This is a genomic window from cyanobacterium endosymbiont of Braarudosphaera bigelowii, from assembly GCF_020885515.1.
GTDB lineage: Bacteria > Cyanobacteriota > Cyanobacteriia > Cyanobacteriales > Microcystaceae > Atelocyanobacterium > Atelocyanobacterium thalassa_A.
Genome location: NZ_AP024987.1, coordinates 1,419,939 through 1,438,540, shown reverse-complemented (window position 1 = coordinate 1,438,540; position 18,602 = coordinate 1,419,939). Strand labels below are relative to the sequence as shown.

Here is an 18,602-nt window from a genome sequence, read left to right as displayed (position 1 = left end):
TAAAATGTTTGAACGCTTTACAGAGAAAGCCATTAAGGTAATTATGCTTGCCCAGGAAGAAGCTCGCCGTCTTGGTCATAACTTTGTCGGGACAGAGCAAATTCTTCTAGGGCTAATTGGCGAAGGAACTGGAGTCGCAGCCAAAGTTCTTAAATCTATGGGAGTTAATCTTAAAGATGCTCGTATTGAAGTTGAGAAAATTATTGGACGAGGTTCGGGGTTCGTCGCTGTTGAAATTCCTTTTACCCCAAGAGCAAAAAGAGTTCTAGAACTCTCTTTAGAAGAGGCCAGACAACTAGGACACAATTACATTGGAACAGAACATCTTCTATTAGGATTAATTAGAGAAGGAGAAGGAGTTGCAGCAAGAGTCCTTGAAAATCTTGGTGTAGATCTCTCTAAAGTAAGAACTCAAGTTATTCGTCAATTGGGAGAGACTGCAGAAGTTGCTGCAGGAGGAGTAGCACCTGGTAGGACTAAAACTCCTACTCTCGATGAGTTTGGTTCGAATTTGACTCAATTGGCTACAGATGGACAACTTGATCCAGTCGTTGGTAGACAAAAAGAAATTGAACGAGTAATTCAAATTCTTGGTCGTCGTACTAAAAACAATCCAGTTCTTATTGGGGAGCCAGGTGTCGGTAAAACAGCCATTGCTGAGGGACTTGCCCAACGTATTGCTAACCAAGACATTCCTGATATTCTTGAAGATAAAAGAGTTGTGACTCTTGATATAGGTTTGTTAGTAGCGGGGACGAAGTATCGAGGAGAATTTGAAGAACGCCTCAAAAAAATTATGGAGGAAATTCGTCAAACAGAGAACATAATCCTAGTTATTGATGAAGTTCATACGCTTATTGGCGCAGGCGCTGCTGAAGGGGCTATTGATGCAGCTAATATTCTTAAACCAGCTTTAGCAAGAGGGGAGCTTCAATGTATTGGAGCAACTACTCTTGATGAATATCGTAAACATATCGAAAAAGATGCTGCTTTAGAGAGACGTTTTCAACCAGTAATGGTAGGAGAACCAACTGTAGAAGAGACCATTCAGATTCTTTATGGTCTAAGAGAACGTTATGAGCAGCATCATAAGCTTAAAATTTTAGACGAGGCATTAGAAGCAGCTGCTAAATTATCGGATCGTTATATTTCTGATCGCTTTCTTCCGGATAAAGCCATCGATCTCATAGATGAAGCAGGTTCTAGAGTACGTTTGACTAATTCTCAACTTCCTCCTGAAGCTAAAGAATTAGACAAAGAATTACGCACTATACTAAAGCAGAAGGATGATGCAGTTCGTTCGCAAGATTTTAATCGTGCAGGACAACTACGAGACCAAGAAATGGAGATTAAGGCAAAAATTCGTTCAATTTCTTCTACCAAAAAAGGAGAAGGAGAAAATGATGAACCTTTTGTAGACTCAGAAGAAATAGCTCATATTGTTGCTTCTTGGACGGGAGTACCTGTAAATAAACTTACAGAGACTGAATCTGAAAAGCTTCTAAATATGGAAACAACTTTACATCAAAGACTTATTGGTCAAGAAGATGCTGTTAAAGCTGTTTCAAGAGCTATACGTCGTGCAAGAGTTGGACTTAAAAATCCTAATCGTCCTATTGCTAGTTTTATATTTTCTGGTCCTACAGGTGTCGGAAAAACTGAACTCACAAAAGCATTAGCAGCTTATTTCTTTGGTTCAGAAGAAGCAATGGTTCGTCTAGACATGTCTGAGTATATGGAACGTCATACTGTATCTAAACTAATTGGATCTCCACCTGGATATGTTGGTTATAACGAAGGAGGGCAATTAACGGAGGCAGTACGTCGTCGTCCTTATACAGTAATCTTATTTGATGAGATTGAAAAAGCACATCCAGACATCTTCAATATGTTGTTACAAATATTAGAAGATGGTCGTTTGACCGATGCGAAAGGACGTACGGTAGATTTTAAAAATACTTTGTTAATCATGACTTCTAATATAGGGTCAAAAGTTATTGAGAAAGGTGGTGGTGGATTAGGTTTCGAATTTGAAAATAATCAAGCAGATGCGCAATATAATAGAATTCGTTCTTTAGTTAATGAGGAATTAAAAGAATATTTCCGCCCAGAATTTCTTAATAGATTAGATGAAATTATTGTTTTCCGTCAACTAAATAAAGAGGAAGTTAAAGAAATTTCTGAAATTCTTCTCAAGGAAGTATTTGCTCGGTTAACAGAAAAAGAAATTACACTTCGAGTTACTGACAAGTTTAAAGAACGTCTAGTTGAAGAAGGCTATAATCCTTCTTATGGTGCAAGACCACTACGTCGTGCTATTATGCGTCTTCTTGAAGATATTTTGGCTGAAGAAATTCTTTCAGGAAAAGTTAGAGAAGGGGATGTTGCAGAAGTAGATATTGATGAACAAGGACAGGTTAAAGTTGTTGTTACAGAGGATGAACAGTCAAGTTTTATCTTAACTCCAACATCTGATTCTTAAAAGTAACAATTTGATACTCTTAAAGCGGTAGAAGTATATACTTCTACCGCTTTTTATTAAAGTTTATTATTTTTTACTAACCATTGATTAAATTAATTGTTAAAAATCTTATATGCTCTAGTTAAATTTTAATAACTATAGGACTATTCTAAATAGAACTTTCTTACCATTTAAGCCATTGTTACGATCAGACATTATTCTTTAGTGGAATTATTTTAAAATATTCTTTATCTTAATAGTTTTAAGATAAAACATAATATATATTCTTTGGAGATTTTTATGGCACTATATGCAGATTTACATCGCCATTTAGGAGGATCAGTAGTTCCCCGTATTCTTTGGAGATATTTTAAACGCCATGACCCTAAAATGGCACAAAGATTTCCTCAATATCCAGTTTTTGAAGAGTTTTACACACGCAAGCGTAAAACATTAGATGAGTATTTAGAATTACATACTTTAGTGGAAAACGTTCAGACAGAACAAACACTTCCTTACTTTATCTATCGCTTAATTCGTGGGGCTTATATATTTGAACATTTAGCATATTTGGAATTAAGATATACTCCATATCTTCGTACCCCTCAGTATCTTGAACAGTCAGAGAGAATTGATGCTATGACTAGTATCGTTAAAATAGTTGGTAAAGCTAGTCAAGTAAAAGAGTACCCTATCGTAATAAGTCAAATTCTTTGTATGCATTCTCGTTTACCTTATGAGGTTAATAAGGCTATAGTAGATTTAGCTGCTCAGATGAAAAATTATGTTTGCGCTATCGATGTTGCAGGAGGAGACTCTCATTATGGTGAAAGATTAGATGAATTCATAGATTTATATAAATATGCGAGGTCAATGGGATTAAACACGACTGGTCATCTTTACGAAACTTCCGACGGTTGTTATCCTGAACTTCTTCCATATTTGATGAGGATTGGTCATGGTATTCAAATACCCTTAAAGTTTCCAGAATTATTGCCTACAATTGCACGTTCTAACCAATGTTTAGAGATCTGTCCTACGACATATTTAAAAACAGGAAATTTAGAAAATTTATACGAATTAAAGACTGTTTTTGATCGTTGTTTTGAAGCAGGAGTACATATAGCAATCTGTACAGATAATGCAGGGCTACATAATGTACGTTTGCCTTTCGAATTCGAAAATCTTTTAACTCAAGATGTAATTGATTTTCATCAATTACAAGCTTGTCAAAATTTTGCTTTTCAACATGCTTTTGCTTGGCCTTACAAAAAACCACCTGCATCTTTGCTTACTGGTCTTCTAAAAGATAAATCTCTACAAAGATCATAGTAATTAGCCATAAAAATTAATATTAAATAAAGAAAATTATCAACGATTAAACAAAAATTGTTTGATAATTCTCATATTAAGAATTAATATCTTATATATTTAAAATACTTGATATAAATACTTAAGTCACATAAGTGCATATAACTATATCCTCAATTAGGATTGAAATATTAAATACGGTTAATGCAATGAAATTTTCTTTACACTCTATCTACGATTATTATAGATCTCTAATTCGTAGTACTAAATATCGCTGGTGGATAGTTTTAGGTACTTTAATTTATTTTATAAGCCCTTTAGATTTCTCCCCGGATTTTTTTCCTATAATAGGACAAATAGACGATTTTGTTATTCTAAGTCTATTAATAACAGAGCTTATTAAAGTAATATTTGAAGAAAGGAGAGGTTCTACTCAAGTTATGGAAAAAGAATCATCAGAAAACGAAACGGTTGAAGTCGAGGTAATTTCTATAGATAAACATTCGAATTAAAATTGTTAATAGCATTAGTTAAAATATAAATCATGAGTAATTCTCCTATAATTTTATTAGTTGATGATGAACCAAGTATATGTGAATCCGTACAAACATACTTAGAATATGATGGTAAATTAACAGTAAAAATTGCCAATAATGCAAAGGAAGCCTGGAAACTTCTAGAGATTATGGTTCCTGATATTATTATCTCTGATGTTATGATGCCAGAGATAGATGGATATCAATTTTTAGAGAAGATACGTCATAACATTCGCTTGCAAACTATTCCTCTAATTTTTCTTACTGCTAGAGGCATGACTGCTGACCGTATTAAAGGTTACAATGCTGGTTGCGACGTATATTTACCCAAACCATTTGATCCTGAAGAATTAGAGGCTATTGTAAAAAGCTTTCTAGAGCGTCGTAAAATTAATGGGAAAATTGGTAGTGATTCTATAAAACTAGAAGAGATAGCCCAAGAAATTAAAGGATTAAAAGAACAGTTAGGACAACAAAAAACTCATTTAACGGTAATACCACCACACATTAAAATTGATTTAACTCCAAGAGAAAAGAGTGTTTTAGACCTAGTTGCAGAGGGCCTTATGAATAAAGAAATTGCAGCTCGCTTAAATACAAGTGTTAGAAATGTAGAAAAGTATGTAAGTCGCTTGTTTGGCAAAACGGAAACAAATAGTCGTACAGAATTAGTACGTTTTGCCTTAAAGCATGGATTAACTCAATAAAAAAATGTATTGAATAATGACAATAGAATTTATATAGACTTGATTTACTTGTTCAATGATTAACAGCTTTCTCCCCATAAGAATTTAGTTGCTTAATAGGCTCTCCATCTTTTAATTTTCTAATTTTAGATATTATAAGTTGATCACCAATATTTAAGCCATTAATTACTTGATAGCTATCGCCCTGCAAGTTATTTAATTGAACTTTGACTCGCTTAGCTATTGTATTAGTTAAATTTCTTTCTCGTGAACTACCATTTTTGACTATAAAGGCAAATTTTTCTTCTCCAATATCATATACAGAGTTGGCTGGAATTAATAAACTATTTTTTTTATGCCAAATTACTCTCGCCTTGACAAATTGACCATTCAAAAGTCCTTGATTTGGCTTATTAAAATCAACTCTTATTAATATTGATTGCGAACTTTTGATAATATTAGAAGATATGAAGCTAATTTCCCCTTTGCTAAGGGTATTCCCTAAATTGTCCACGATTTCTACAGGTAAACCTATATTTAATCGGGAATTATATTTTAGTGGAATAGCTAAATTTAGGCTTACAGTATCATTATTTATTAAATTTATTAAAGGATCACCTATCTTGACATAATCACTCACTCTCGTAAAAACATTTTCTACAACACCAGCAAGAGGTGCTACTACGCTAGTTTGAGAAATATTAATTTTAGATACTTGAAGCTGTGCGCTTGCTTCTATAACGTCCGCTTTAGCTTGGGTAACAACTTCTTGCCGTGGACCAGTTTTTAATCTTTGTAAGTTTTGTATTTCCATCTCTACAACGGTAGTTAATTCATCTAAATCAGCTAAACGCCTTTTTTTAAGCTGAGATAAACGTCGCTTAGTTTGCTCTAGATCAGCTCTTGCTCTACGTAGAATTGTTATATGCTCCTGATATTCATCAATAGAAATTACTCCTTGCTCTTTAAGGGTTTTGTAGCGAGTAACTCGCTGTTGAGCTAATTCAAGACTGGCCTTTGAAGACCTTAAATGAGCTCTAGCCTGAGCAATCTCTTCAACACTATCTCCTATAGTTGTATTATTTAAACGGATTTGTGCACCTCTAAGTCTAGCTTCTGCTTCTTCAAGATCTTCAATACGATTTCCAGCTTTTAATTCCAACAATCTAGCTTTTGTATTAGTTAATCTAGCTTGAGATTCTAGTAATTTGGCTTGTAAATTACTAGAATCAAACTGCATTATTATATGATTTTTTTTGATGTAATCTCCTTCCTTAATTGAAATTTGTTTTATTTTTCCATTAATCTCTGATTTAAGAGTTAATATATTTTTGGCTTCTATAGTTCCAACAAATTCCGAAAAAACTTTAACTATTTTTGGTTTTAAAATAACAGTCTTTACAGTATTAGGAGAATTTTTCCCTATAACACTAGTTAATATCCCTTGTTGATAATAATAATTTATTAATTGTTTAAATCTATTACCAATTCCTGCAAAAAGTAATGATAAGACTAAAATAAAAGTCCCAATTCTTTTTTTATTAAATTCTACTTCTTTCTTCAACATTGCTATTAACTCATGTTAAATATTAAAATTCTAAATGTGACATAAAAAATTAAATATTTTTTAATAATATCCTATATATTTTGTGTCAAAATGACTATAAATAAATTCCTAAAAAAATAATTTTTATCTCATTTAAAATATTAAGATTGATTAATCGTTACAGGCTAAAAATTGCTAGAATCCAAAACTAATGTATTTCAATAACACTTATTAAGGCTAATACATTTTTTGGGATATTTCTAGTATTAGTAAATGATCTTTAGAACTTTAATAAATATATATTTATTAATATGCTCAGATATGTAGAAAGTTATTTATTTAACACAGTTACAACAGTTACTACATTGAAGGATGGAAAAATGAATAATTCAAATATTCAAAAAACAATTATAAAACTTCGCAAACAACTGCAACAGGCTAATTACGCTTATCACGTTCTAAATGAATCCATAATGGAGGACTCTGTATATGATCAACTATATCGAAAATTATATACTTTGGAACAAGAAAATCCAAATTTTAGCAACTCTAACAGTGTTACACAAAGAGTAGGAGAAAAACCTGCTCTCCATTTTACCTCCGTCAAACATAATATTACTTTATATAGTCTAGAAAATGCTTTCAACTTAGATGAATTAGAGGCTTGGAAAAGTCGTTGTCAAAAATACTTAGGATTGCAAACAAACGAATCAATAGAATATGTTGCAGAACTAAAAATTGATGGTTCAGCCATATCATTGACATATAAGAATGGTTTACTAGTACGTGGTCTAACACGAGGAGATGGCGTAACAGGAGAAGATATTACTCAAAATATTCGTACTATTTTTTCTATTCCATTACGTCTCAATTTAGATAATCCACCTGATATTTTAAATATAAATGGAGAAGTCTTCCTACCTTTCGATGAATTTACAAGAATTAATGAACAAAAGAAAAAAGAAGGAAAGATCTTATTTGCTAACCCTAGAAATGCAGCAGCAGGAACTCTAAGACAATTAGATTCGAAAATTGTAAGTAAGAGGAGGCTGCAATTTTTTGCATATTCTTTGTATGCTGATAATTTAAATATTGAAAATCAATGGAATTCTTTGAAGTTTCTACAAAAATGTGGATTTCTAGTTAATCCCTATTATCGATTGTGTAAGTCCCTCGAAACAGTAACTAATTATTTTAATGAATGGAAAAGTGCAAAAAAGCATTTACCTTACATGACAGACGGAATTGTAGTAAAAATCAATTCTTACTCTTTACAGCACAAATTAGGCTTTACACAAAGGTTTCCTCGGTGGGCAATTGCATTAAAGTATCCTGCAGAAGAAGTATCCACAATAATTATAGATATCATTTTTAATACAGGAAGAACAGGAGCTGTTACTCCAATGGCAGTAATGAAACCAGTTCTTCTGGGTGGAACAGTAGTTCGTAAAGCTACGTTGCATAATATTGAACGTATCTCCCAATTAGGAATTTGTATAGGAGACACAGTCGTCGTACGTAAAGCTGGTGAGATAATACCAGAAGTAGTTCGGGTATTAAAAACATTACGTCCTTTTAAGATCAAAACTTTTCAAATTCCTGAACGATGTACTAGATGCAATCATATACTTACTAGCCTTTCAAATGAAGTAGTAATTCGTTGCATTAATAATAGTTGTCCAGCAATTTTGAAAGGAACTCTAGTTCATTGGGCTTCAAGAGACGCTTTAGACATATGTGGATTAGGTGAAAAGATTATAGATCTTTTGATTAGTACTAACTTGGTGAATTCTATTTCAGATTTATATTATTTAGACTTCCAAAAAGTTTCTAGTTTAGAACGGATGGGGAAAAAATCTGCAGAAAATCTAATCAAGTCTATTGAGAGGAGTAAAGACAAGTCTTGGACACAAATTTTATATGGACTGGGCATTCACCATATAGGATATACAACAGCTATGTTATTAACAGAAAATTTTTCTAGTGTTAAACATTTATCTAAGGCTTCTCATGATTCTTTGATGACAATTAAAGGGATAGGTAAAGAAGCTGCTCAATCAATTGTAGATTGGTTTTTAATTGAAGAAAACGGGAAATTAATAAATAAGTTAAACAATATTGGTTTTGTTTTAGAAGATAAAAAGTCAGGGCTTGATGAATCTAAATTAAGTAAACATCAGTTTTTAAATATGACTTTTGTTATTACCGGAAGTCTAAATACTTTAAAGAGAAATGAAGCTAAAGATTTAATTAAAGAATTAGGAGGTAAAGTAGTTAATTCAGTCACTAAAAAGACGAATTATATTATAGTAGGTAATAATCCTGGATCTAAATTATCAGAGGGAGCAAAATTGAATATTATTCAGTTAAATGAAGCAGAATTTTTAAAGATATTGAAGGATACTAACATTAAAAATGATAAGATTCATAAAAATCAGGAATACATTAAATAGTTGTGGTTTTAGTCTCTGTGATATTAATTACTTTAAACTTTTTAAAACTAGCTTTCCTTATTTTGATTTTTATCTTTTAAGATAATAAAATAAATCAAATTCTATATAGTTTTATATAAATATTTTTCTTCTTTAAAATTGTTCTGTGTAAATAAATATGATAAATTTCACTGTATTTTCGTTAGTTAAAAATTGCATTTTTTAAGATGGCAACCTTGAGATAGTTTACATATAAAATATTATTAAATTTTTATGTAAAGAATAAATTGAGTAGCCTCTTTAATTGTGAAAAGGGATAGAAAGCAAGGGTAGTAAGGCTAATAAAACATAATTCAAATGAGAACTATCGTTTCCTAAATCTTCTGATATATTAAATAATGCTTTAATTCGTTTTTCAAGTCTACTATCAGTATTCATCTCATGAAAATATGCTTCTACAAAGCTAGTAGAAATGTCTTCAGCTATTAAATTCATCTTTCTAGCTACAATAAGTAGAGATTCAGCGAGAAGTAAAGGATCAATATTTTGAGTGGCTTTTTGATCTGCACGAATTTCTCTAAGTAGTAACAGTTCTTCCCAAATCATATTTGTATTTGGTAACCAGAAACTAATATTTTTCAACCAACCCAGCCAGAAAAAATAGAAAGTATCATGATAATTTTTATGTGCTTCTTCATGAGCAATAACAGCTTTTAAATGATTTAAATCTAAAGATTTTAATAAACCACTACTAACAATTAATTCAGGATTCCAAAATCCAATTTGTGCACTGTAAGGTACGTCTATCTCAACAACCCTTACTAAGTGATTATTAATAATCTGTTTAGGATAATTTCTAATCACTCTAACTGAATTCCAACCTTGAAAAGTGATTTTAATAAATTTTATTAGAGCGATACCTAAAAAAATTATCGATGTTGAATAACTAAAGCGGCTTGCTGGCAAGCCTAACATCTTACCATCATATCCCATCGAAATAATTGAGATAGCTGTTACTACAACTAACAAAGGAGGCACTATAAAAGTTATAAGAGAAATTTGCCAGCGGCTCATTCCCATAAAGTTAGAAGGGTAAAGTAATCTGATTCCAAAAGCAAGAGTTAAGACCAGTAAAATCATTAATATATGCATATCTATTTTATCTCCCGTTGACGACGAATCTCTTGTAAATTAGCAGCAATTAACTCTAGGCGTTCTAAGCTAGTAGTATCCAAATTATCTGCGAATGAAGCGACCATATTAGGATTACTAATAGCAAGAAATTGTTGCAATTGCTCACAAGCTCGTAACGTATTTGTCTGTTCACGAGATACAAGAGGTTCCCAAGAAAATGCTTTATTTTGTTTACAACATTTTAACCAACCTTTTTTGGTAAGACGATTGAGAACTGTTGTAACAGAAGCATAAGCTAATTCTCTTTCTAAATCAGACAAAATATGATCATGAATTTGTTTAACTGTAGCCTTTTCAAGATCCCAAAGAATTTCCAAAATTTCAGTTTCAAGAGATCCTAGTGAAAGTTTTTGAGGACGATATTGAGGTAAAGAAGACATAAATGAATGCAATCAAAATTAAAGAACAATATAGCTAATAAAAATGTTTACGTTTTAATTGTACTAATAAAGTTTTTGAAACAATACTAATACTTATCATCTTAACACTTGAGAACAATAGTATATTTTTAATATTCATCCACAAAATGTAACAATATAACAATCTATAAATTCAAACAAATATTCCATAATGATAACACCTCCACCTTTTCTTACTGGAAATCAAATACGCCATAAATTTCTTCAATTTTATAAAGGGAAAAAGCATCAAATTCTTCCAAGTGCATCATTAATACCAACAGATCCAACTGTTCTGTTGACAATAGCTGGTATGTTACCGTTTAAACCTATCTTTCTTGGACAAGAATTATCTCGCTTTTCTCGAGTTACTACATCTCAAAAATGTATTCGAACCAATGACATTGATAATGTAGGTTATACAGCTAGGCATCACACTTTTTTTGAGATGCTAGGTAATTTTAGTTTTGGAGATTATTTTAAAGAGCAGGCCATAAAATGGGCTTGGGAGTTATCTACTGAAATTTTTCTTTTACCTTCACAGAATATTATTGTTAGTGTTTTTGAAAATGATGATGAAGCTTTTGATATTTGGGAAAATGTAATTGGTATTTCTAAACAGAGAATCATAAGAATGGGAGAAAAAGATAATTTTTGGAAAGCAGGAGAAACTGGGCCATGTGGCCCTTGCTCAGAATTGTATTATGACTTTTATCCTGAATTAGGAGAGCAAAATCTCGACTTAGAAAATGATTCTCGTTTTATTGAATTCTATAATCTCGTATTTATGGAATATAATCGTAATGATAATGGTGATTTGTTACCCTTAGAACAAAAAAATATTGATACGGGAATGGGCCTAGAACGTATGGCTCAAATATTACAAAAAGTACCTAATAATTATGAAACAGACCTAATTTTTCCAATAATTAAATCCATATCAAACATAATTACAACTGACTATGCAGAAGCAGAAGAAAAAGTAAAAAGATCTTTGAAAATTATTGGGGATCATACTAGAGCAGTTGTTCATATGATATCTGACGGTGTTGTTGCCTCTAATACAGATAGAGGTTACGTATTACGTCGTTTAATTCGTAGAATTATTAGACATGGACGTTTGATCGGGATCGAGGGAAAATTTATTAATGAAATTGCACAGACTGCAATTCAAACTTCTGGAGAGTTTTACCCAGAAATTAAAGAAAAAGCAATTTTTATTAATAAGGAACTAGAAAGAGAAGAAGATATTTTTCTCAAAACTCTAGAGAGAGGAGAGAAATTATTATCTGAAATAATACTCAAGCTTGAGAAGTCTAGTCAAATTTCTGGTTTAGATGCCTTTACTTTATATGACACCTATGGATTTCCTTTAGAATTAACTCAAGAAATTGCAGAAGAGAGTCAATTAAAAGTTAATGTTAACGAATTCTATAAACAAATGAAAATACAGCAATGTAGATCAAAAGCAGCGCATGAAACTGTAAATTTATCTGTGCAATATGGGGTCAATAAATTAATAAATAATATAGCTGCTACAAAATTTCTTGGTTATTCTGATTTAAGTTCATTTTCTGTGATTAAAAAAGTTCTAGTTAATCAAAAAGTTGTTCCAAAAGCAGAAAAGGGAGATGATATAAAAATAGTGCTGGATCAATCTCCATTTTATGCAGAATCAGGTGGTCAAGTGAGTGATCATGGTCATTTAGTTGGGCAAAATTCATTTATTAGGATTAACGATGTTCAAAAAGAATCTGGAATTTTTATACATTCTGGAAAAGTAGAAGAAGGATGTATATTTGCTGATGAAGTTGTAAATGCAGTTGTTAATAATGACTATCGTCATCAAGTTAAACTAAATCATACATCAACTCACTTATTACAAGCTGCGCTAAAAAAAATTCTAGGTGACTCTATTACACAAGCAGGATCATTAGTTACTTTTGATAGATTAAGATTTGATTTCCAACATTCTTGTCAAATAACTCCAGAGCAAATAGAAAAAGTAGAGAATACTATCAATTCTTGGATTTCTGAAAAGCATATTGTAAAAGTAGAAAATATGCCTTTAAAAGTTGCAAAAGAAAAAGGTGCCATAGCTATGTTTGGAGAAAAATATGGGGCAGAAGTTCGTGTTATTAATATTCCTGAAGTTTCAATGGAATTATGTGGAGGAACACATGTAGAAAATATAGCTGAAATTGGATTATTTAAAATAATTTCACAAAGTGGTATTTCCTCCGGTGTTAAACGTATAGAAGCTATTACAGGACCAACTGTTCTGAACCACTTAAAAGAAAGAGAAAATATAGTTAAGAATTTATGTGACCACCTTAAAACAAAACCTGAAGAAATTCAAAATCGTATCACATCATTACAAATTGAACTGAAAGATACTCAGAAACAATTGGAAATAATACAACAGGAGTTAGCTGTAATTAAATCTGATAAATTATTAGATATGGCAGAATTGTTAGACAATAATTTAAAAATAATTGTCTCGAATGTAGGAAATATGGATACAAAGGCATTACAAAAATCTGCTGAAAGGTTACAGCATAAAATTGGAGAAGGTGCGGTAGTGTTAGGATCTACACTTCCTGGAAATAAGGTCAGTCTTGTAGCAGCTTTTAGTAAAAAAATTTATAAAGATAAGAATATATTAGCGGGTCAATTTATTGGAGAAATCGCCCAAATATGTGAAGGGGGAGGAGGAGGTCGTCCTAATTTAGCTCAAGCAGGAGGCAAAAATCCAGGTAAGTTAGAAGAAGCATTGCTAACTGCAAAAAATAAGCTTATTCAACTACTTAAATAATTTATGGTGGGTAAACTTTAGGTAAAATTTACCCACCATAGATTATCTTTATTTTTTACTAGTTTGGAGAAATCTTTCTACCAAGAGAATGGCAACAATATCATCAATTGAACGATTTGGGATCCTTAAACTTTCAGGAATAAGACGTCTGATAAAATTTGGAGGATACATCTTCCAATATCGATTTCGCGCTTCTAAAGTACTATTTCTCTCATCTATCTTAACTATAGGCACTGAAAATAATAATTCTTTTTCTAAATAGTTTTTCCAATCTTCCGAAGTTGTCTGATCTCCTATGACTAATAATCTAAAAAAAAATTTCTTTTGTAAAAAATTCAATTGTTGAATAACATCATATGATTTAATAACTGCATGATAATAAAGTTCACCATCTTCATTAACGATGGCAACACCGCACTTATCTCTTCCAGGGTCAAATCCTAGAATAGGTAATGGTTCTTTTTTAGTCATTATTATTTGTTTCTAAGATTACTTCTCTTCCTCTTATCCCTAAAAGCTTTAACTTCAAGGGACCAATTGTTTTAGTATCTTGCATAGCAATTGCTTTAAGTTTATCTAATCCCACTTGTGATTGTCGAATACTTTCAATAAAGTCTACTAAAGTTTTCAATCTTCCATCCGCTACTTGTATGCCACCTAAAACTCCTGAACGACGGGCATGAAATTGAGTTGCTGATAGTAATAAGTCTAGTTTTTGTTGTATTATTTCTTCTGTTAATTTTAAAGAATCAATTGAAATTACAGAAATTGTTTCTTCTTTACTAAAAATTTTTTGATTAAGAGCAACATCTGCAAAAACTCTAACTTCCTTTTCTCCTTGTACATAATTACCTGCAGCAATAATTCTGACCACATATTCTTGATTATCTTGCAACTCTTGAATTAATTGTTGGACTTGACTCTGGGTAATTTTTACTACTCTGTAATCTGGTTGTATAGTATTTTTACCTATTAACTCTATGACAGTCCTATTAGCTTGTCTTAATAATTCATCAACTACTTGAGTACTAGCCTTAGAAACTACAAGACGTACTGCACCAATAGATAATACTTGACCTCTAACAATAGCAATTTTCCTTTCTCGCAACTCTTGATAAGTTTGATAATACTGCTCTAAGATAGCCATCTGTCGTTGAAGATATGTAGATTTCCTCTCTAATTGTTGAAGTTGTGATTCCTTGTTTTTTAAAGCAATATCTTTGCCATTAATATCTTGATCAAGTTTGATAATTTCAGCATCTCTCCTATCAATTTCTTCTTGTAAAATACTCTGGCGTTTTTCTAGACTTTGTAACCTACTTTGTCGTTCATTTAAGATTTTAGTTTGTTCTATAATTTGTTTTTTCCCTTTTTCTAGTTCCTGATCTCGATTAATAATTTCTTGCTTCAGTTTTTTAATTTGTCTGTCAAGATCTACTTTATTCTGGCGAAGTTCTCTTCTTTCATTTAAAAGAGTTTGTATATCAATTCTTAACTTCAAAGCTTGGTCAAAAGCTGATTTAAGTTGGTGTTTAGCCGTATTAAAGTTATTAATAGTCATTTCTAACTTTTTTTCGACAGCATATTGTTCACTTTTTACTTTTCTCAACTCTTTCTCAGTATTTTTTTTATCTATACCCAGTCTTTCTAAATCAGCCTCAGCAATACGTAATTGTTTTTGAATCTTATCAAGTTGAAAAAGACCTTCTCTTAAGGATTTACTAGAAATTAATAAAATACCAAATGTTGAAGCTGCTATGAAAGTTCCTGTTAAAACAGTAACAACAACAGCTGTTTGTTTTGGGCGAAGATTACCGATAGTGAGTCGAGCTTTACCAACTTTACTTCCTAACCGATCACCTAATGCTGCAATTAAGCCTCCTAAAATGAGAATCGATAGTACTAGGATATAAGAACTAGTCATTCGCTTTTAAGATTAATACCAATATTAAGAAAATTGTTGACTAAGATTAACAGGATTATGGACTGTAATTTTTTTCTTATAGATGGAGATTATTCCCTGCTGACGTAAATCTCCTAGAAGACGAGTTATGGTAACACGAGTGGAGCCGATAGCTTCGGCAATAGCTTGATGAGATAACTTTAAATCAATATGAATACCTTCAGATACAGGAACCCCAAAATCTCGACATAAAATTAATAAGAAACTAACTAGGCGAGAACCCATGTCACGATGAGCAAGAGTTTCAATCATCATTTCTGTTTGTAAAATTCTAGAAGATAAGCCTTTAAGCATTAAAATAGACAAATCAGAGTTGTTTTTCAAAGCCTCTTCTACTTTATTGGTTGGAGCAGATAATAGCTCTACAGAAGAGAAAGCAACAGCATGATAGAAACGATCTGATTTTTGTCCTGCAATTAAAGAAAGTACTCCAAAAATACTATTTTCTCGCAATAAAGCTACAGTAATCTCGTCTCCTGCTTCATACACAAGAGATAATTTAACAGCTCCTTTAAGTAAAAAATATATTTTGTCTGCTGGATCACCAGGGAAAAAAATAGTTTTTCCTCGTTCAAATAATTCAATATTCGAAGAATAAGCCTCGCCATTAATATGGCGCAAAATAGCCGTTAGTGGTTTATTTTGTAGCACAGACAATTCAATCACACTTTAATAGAACATTAAAAAAACAAAGGGAATTAAAACATTTAAGATTATATTAATCCTGGACAAAAATGTTAATTTAAAGCATCTTCAAAGATTTTTGTTACATTTTTGCTACATTTTGCTTCACAATGTTTTTATCAGGATAAATACATCTCTTACCCTGTGAATGATTATAGCCACCATTGTTCAAAAATGGTGGCATATTAGAGAAAAACTTTGTTTAATTATTCAGATAATTATGTTAGATCTATCCGGAAAAAACGCTCTTATTACAGGAATTGCTAATAACCGCTCTATTGCTTGGGGAATTGCGCAACAACTTCATAAAGCTGGAGCTAATATTGGTGTCACATATTTGCCTGACGAAAAAGGACGCTTTGAAAAAAAAGTTCGTGATGTAGTTAAACCTATCTCTCCTTCCATCATACTACCTTGTGATGTTCAAAATGAGTTACAAATACAAGAAACCTTTGATTATCTTTCAAATAGTTGGGGAAAACTAGATATATTAATCCATTGTCTAGCGTTTGCAGATAAAGAAGGACTAGGAGGAGACTATAGCGACATGTCTCGTAAAGTTTTTAACCAATCTCTCGAAATTAGTACTTTTTCGTTAGGTAATATGGTCAAGTATGCTAAGCCGATAATGAGCGAAGGAGGTAGTGTGTTGACTTTAACTTATATAGGAGGAGTTAAAGTAATACCTAACTATAATTTGATGGGGATTGCTAAAGCTGGCCTAGAAATGAGTGTTCGTTATTTAGCAAATGAATTAGGTTCGCAAAATATTCGAATTAATGCCATCTCAGCTGGTCCTATAAGAACGCTAGCTTCTTCAGCAGTGGGAGGCATTTTAGATATGATTAATCATGTAGAAAAAATTGCTCCTTTGAAAAGAACAGTAACTCAACTAGAGATAGGTAATACTGCCGCTTTTCTATGTAGTAATTTAGCTAGTGGTATTACAGGACAAATAATTTATGTAGATGCTGGATATACAATTATGGGAATGTAAAAAAGTAAAAAGTAAAAAGTTTATTACTTTTTACTTACGCTTAAAATCTCACAATTTATGATTTTTTAAAATTATTTATAGTAGATTTTAATCCTATCCAACCAATCATACTGTAAGCAATAGCTAGCATTAAGCTTTTAAATCCGACATTAAAACCTTTTTTAATGGACTGATTAACAGCTTGGCTTTCAGCTTTTTTTCTATTCTGTTCTAATTGAGTTTCTAATTGTTTTTTCAATTCACTAGTTCGTTCTTTATATTCTTCAGGATTTTTTGCTAATTCTCTTAAACCTTTTAGCTGCTGATATTGTTGTCGAAGAGTTTCTAATTGTTGAGCTTCTAAAGGTTTTCCTTCAAGTTGTCTAATTTCTAAAATACTATTAAGGCTCACGATCTGATCGTTAAGCCTATCAGGATTTTTTGATAAAGTGTCAACTTGAATTAAAAATTGGTTAATTTGTTCGGCTCCTTGAACAGCTCCTTCTTCAATTTTTTCTAGAGCTTCTACTTTAGTAGTGTTCTGGTTATTTAGATGTACAGGAATTATTAATAAAAATATGAGTCCTAAAATACTAGCTAATATATAAATTAGCAATTCTAAATTAAATATTGACTTTTTAGTAGCTGGTTTGTCGATTAAATCTTCAATGAAATAACTGGTTACTATAAATCCTATACCTGCCAGGGGTAAAATTCCCCTATCAACTATTGAATCTATTAAAGTGTTTTGCCATTGTATATCTAAACTGAGGGGAACAAATAAGATAGTATAGTGTAATAAAGAGGTAAGAATAAAAACTATACCAATAGTTTTTAGCGTAAGAGATGTAAATACTGAATAATTCATACTTTTTAGTTTATAAATATTATTTACAAGAATTTTGTTATTTACTGCTTATATGATTATTATCAAAAATATTTAATAAAACGAAATTTCGTTTTTTATGCTTTTTTTCGAAAGCTTTTAACATTTATATAAGAATACTTTTTAAATAGTTGTAATAAACTAGCTAACATAAAATTATGTTTCTATAAATTTAACAGGTTATCTGCAAAATTGAGAATTATATTACTAAATTTTTTCATAAAAAGAAAGTTTTTGTTTCTTTTTAAATGATGTTTGTAGGCTTCTAGCTAGAATTATTTATTACTAACGCCATAATATTTAATATTTTTAGAAAGATAACACTATCTATACAACTAACGTATAGACAGTGTTATTGCTCATTTCCATCAAGTTTGAACTATTTGTGATAGATTTTAATTAATTGTACATAACTCAATTTTATAGTCTAATGACTTTTTGAATTTTATGTTTATTTAATTCATCCCTAATACTGTAGAAGCTTTTGCTATGCACTTAAATTTAAGTTCAATAGCTCTTAAAGTATGATTTTGTAAAAAGAAATGTGCATTGGCCAGCCATATACGAGCACTATGTAGACCATTAGAAAGTATCATGTTGTCTGCAAAATAATGAGCAATGCTAAATCTTAGCTCTAAAAAATAAAAATCTGTAGTATAAGCTAATATGTCGTGAAGGCAATAAGCCACATCTGTAGATTTACAAACAGCTAAA

General features: G+C 31.3%; 15 protein-coding genes. 7 read left to right on the top strand and 8 right to left on the bottom strand.

The window, feature by feature from the left end:
• Positions 1-4: 4 nt before the first annotated feature.
• From LPC16_RS05945 to LPC16_RS05930, 4 genes are all read left to right on the top strand, one after another.
• Positions 5-2,482, top strand: a complete 2,478-nt coding sequence (locus LPC16_RS05945) for an ATP-dependent Clp protease ATP-binding subunit (protein ID WP_040054326.1) — start codon at positions 5-7, stop codon at positions 2,480-2,482.
• Between the two features lie 279 nt (positions 2,483-2,761).
• Positions 2,762-3,793, top strand: coding sequence for an amidohydrolase family protein (locus tag LPC16_RS05940; RefSeq protein ID WP_040054327.1), 1,032 nt, complete (start codon positions 2,762-2,764; stop codon positions 3,791-3,793).
• 188 nt (positions 3,794-3,981) lie between these two features.
• Positions 3,982-4,284, top strand: a complete 303-nt coding sequence (locus LPC16_RS05935) for a YkvA family protein (protein ID WP_229637253.1) — start codon at positions 3,982-3,984, stop codon at positions 4,282-4,284.
• 32 nt (positions 4,285-4,316) lie between these two features.
• On the top strand, positions 4,317-5,015 hold the full coding sequence (locus LPC16_RS05930) for a response regulator transcription factor (protein WP_040054329.1): 699 nt from the start codon (positions 4,317-4,319) through the stop codon (positions 5,013-5,015).
• Positions 5,016-5,067: 52 nt separating this feature from the next.
• On the opposite strand, the gene LPC16_RS05925 is transcribed toward LPC16_RS05930, so the two are convergent.
• Positions 5,068-6,561, bottom strand: a complete 1,494-nt coding sequence (locus LPC16_RS05925) for an efflux RND transporter periplasmic adaptor subunit (protein ID WP_229637252.1) — start codon at positions 6,559-6,561, stop codon at positions 5,068-5,070.
• Positions 6,562-6,920: 359 nt separating this feature from the next.
• Here LPC16_RS05925 and ligA point away from each other — a divergent pair, with 359 nt between their 5' ends.
• The gene (gene ligA / locus LPC16_RS05920) at positions 6,921-8,993 is read left to right on the top strand and encodes an NAD-dependent DNA ligase LigA (RefSeq protein ID WP_229637736.1); all 2,073 of its coding nucleotides are present in this window, start codon (positions 6,921-6,923) and stop codon (positions 8,991-8,993) included.
• Between the two features lie 279 nt (positions 8,994-9,272).
• Here the strand turns inward: ligA and LPC16_RS05915 are convergent, their stop codons facing one another.
• Both LPC16_RS05915 and LPC16_RS05910 read right to left on the bottom strand, forming a co-directional pair.
• The gene (locus tag LPC16_RS05915; protein WP_040054330.1) at positions 9,273-10,124 is read right to left on the bottom strand and encodes a M56 family metallopeptidase; all 852 of its coding nucleotides are present in this window, start codon (positions 10,122-10,124) and stop codon (positions 9,273-9,275) included.
• A gap of 2 nt (positions 10,125-10,126) precedes the next feature.
• Positions 10,127-10,546: a BlaI/MecI/CopY family transcriptional regulator gene (locus tag LPC16_RS05910; protein WP_229637251.1), complete on the bottom strand. Its 420-nt coding sequence runs from the start codon at positions 10,544-10,546 to the stop codon at positions 10,127-10,129.
• A 190-nt stretch (positions 10,547-10,736) separates the two neighbouring features.
• On the opposite strand from LPC16_RS05910, the gene alaS reads away from it, so the two are divergent.
• On the top strand, positions 10,737-13,379 hold the full coding sequence (gene alaS / locus LPC16_RS05905; protein ID WP_229637250.1) for an alanine--tRNA ligase: 2,643 nt from the start codon (positions 10,737-10,739) through the stop codon (positions 13,377-13,379).
• 48 nt (positions 13,380-13,427) lie between these two features.
• Here alaS and LPC16_RS05900 read toward each other — a convergent pair whose 3' ends face one another.
• From LPC16_RS05900 to ntcA, 3 genes are read right to left on the bottom strand one after another with little or no spacing between them, the layout of a single operon-like run.
• Entirely contained in the window at positions 13,428-13,850 is a 423-nt protein-coding gene (locus tag LPC16_RS05900) for a pre-16S rRNA-processing nuclease YqgF (protein WP_229637249.1), read from the bottom strand.
• On the bottom strand, positions 13,843-15,303 hold the full coding sequence (locus LPC16_RS05895) for a DUF3084 family protein (protein WP_229637248.1): 1,461 nt from the start codon (positions 15,301-15,303) through the stop codon (positions 13,843-13,845). Before LPC16_RS05895 ends, LPC16_RS05900 begins: the two co-directional genes overlap by 8 nt.
• A gap of 24 nt (positions 15,304-15,327) precedes the next feature.
• On the bottom strand, positions 15,328-16,005 hold the full coding sequence (gene ntcA, locus LPC16_RS05890; protein WP_040054403.1) for a global nitrogen regulator NtcA: 678 nt from the start codon (positions 16,003-16,005) through the stop codon (positions 15,328-15,330).
• Between the two features lie 241 nt (positions 16,006-16,246).
• Here ntcA and fabI point away from each other — a divergent pair, with 241 nt between their 5' ends.
• Entirely contained in the window at positions 16,247-17,023 is a 777-nt protein-coding gene (gene fabI / locus LPC16_RS05885) for an enoyl-ACP reductase FabI (protein ID WP_229637734.1), read from the top strand.
• A gap of 55 nt (positions 17,024-17,078) precedes the next feature.
• Here fabI and LPC16_RS05880 read toward each other — a convergent pair whose 3' ends face one another.
• Positions 17,079-17,870, bottom strand: coding sequence for an HpsJ family protein (locus tag LPC16_RS05880; RefSeq protein ID WP_229637247.1), 792 nt, complete (start codon positions 17,868-17,870; stop codon positions 17,079-17,081).
• Positions 17,871-18,343: 473 nt separating this feature from the next.
• Positions 18,344-18,577 (bottom strand): hypothetical protein, encoded by a 234-nt coding sequence (locus tag LPC16_RS05875; protein ID WP_229637246.1) that lies wholly within the window; start codon positions 18,575-18,577, stop codon positions 18,344-18,346.
• Positions 18,578-18,602: the final 25 nt, after the last annotated feature.

Excerpts from the sequence above, each read along its gene's own strand:
- LPC16_RS05945 (WP_040054326.1), top strand. The coding sequence starts at position 5 with ATGTTTGAACGCTTTACAGAGAAAGCCATTAAGGTAATTATGCTTGCC.
- LPC16_RS05940 (WP_040054327.1), top strand. The coding sequence starts at position 2,762 with ATGGCACTATATGCAGATTTACATCGCCATTTAGGAGGATCAGTAGTT.
- LPC16_RS05935 (WP_229637253.1), top strand. The coding sequence starts at position 3,982 with ATGAAATTTTCTTTACACTCTATCTACGATTATTATAGATCTCTAATT.
- LPC16_RS05930 (WP_040054329.1), top strand. The coding sequence starts at position 4,317 with ATGAGTAATTCTCCTATAATTTTATTAGTTGATGATGAACCAAGTATA.
- LPC16_RS05925 (WP_229637252.1), bottom strand. The coding sequence starts at position 6,561 with ATGTTGAAGAAAGAAGTAGAATTTAATAAAAAAAGAATTGGGACTTTT.
- ligA (WP_229637736.1), top strand. The coding sequence starts at position 6,921 with ATGAATAATTCAAATATTCAAAAAACAATTATAAAACTTCGCAAACAA.
- LPC16_RS05915 (WP_040054330.1), bottom strand. The coding sequence starts at position 10,124 with ATGCATATATTAATGATTTTACTGGTCTTAACTCTTGCTTTTGGAATC.
- LPC16_RS05910 (WP_229637251.1), bottom strand. The coding sequence starts at position 10,546 with ATGTCTTCTTTACCTCAATATCGTCCTCAAAAACTTTCACTAGGATCT.
- alaS (WP_229637250.1), top strand. The coding sequence starts at position 10,737 with ATGATAACACCTCCACCTTTTCTTACTGGAAATCAAATACGCCATAAA.
- LPC16_RS05900 (WP_229637249.1), bottom strand. The coding sequence starts at position 13,850 with ATGACTAAAAAAGAACCATTACCTATTCTAGGATTTGACCCTGGAAGA.
- LPC16_RS05895 (WP_229637248.1), bottom strand. The coding sequence starts at position 15,303 with ATGACTAGTTCTTATATCCTAGTACTATCGATTCTCATTTTAGGAGGC.
- fabI (WP_229637734.1), top strand. The coding sequence starts at position 16,247 with ATGTTAGATCTATCCGGAAAAAACGCTCTTATTACAGGAATTGCTAAT.
- LPC16_RS05880 (WP_229637247.1), bottom strand. The coding sequence starts at position 17,870 with ATGAATTATTCAGTATTTACATCTCTTACGCTAAAAACTATTGGTATA.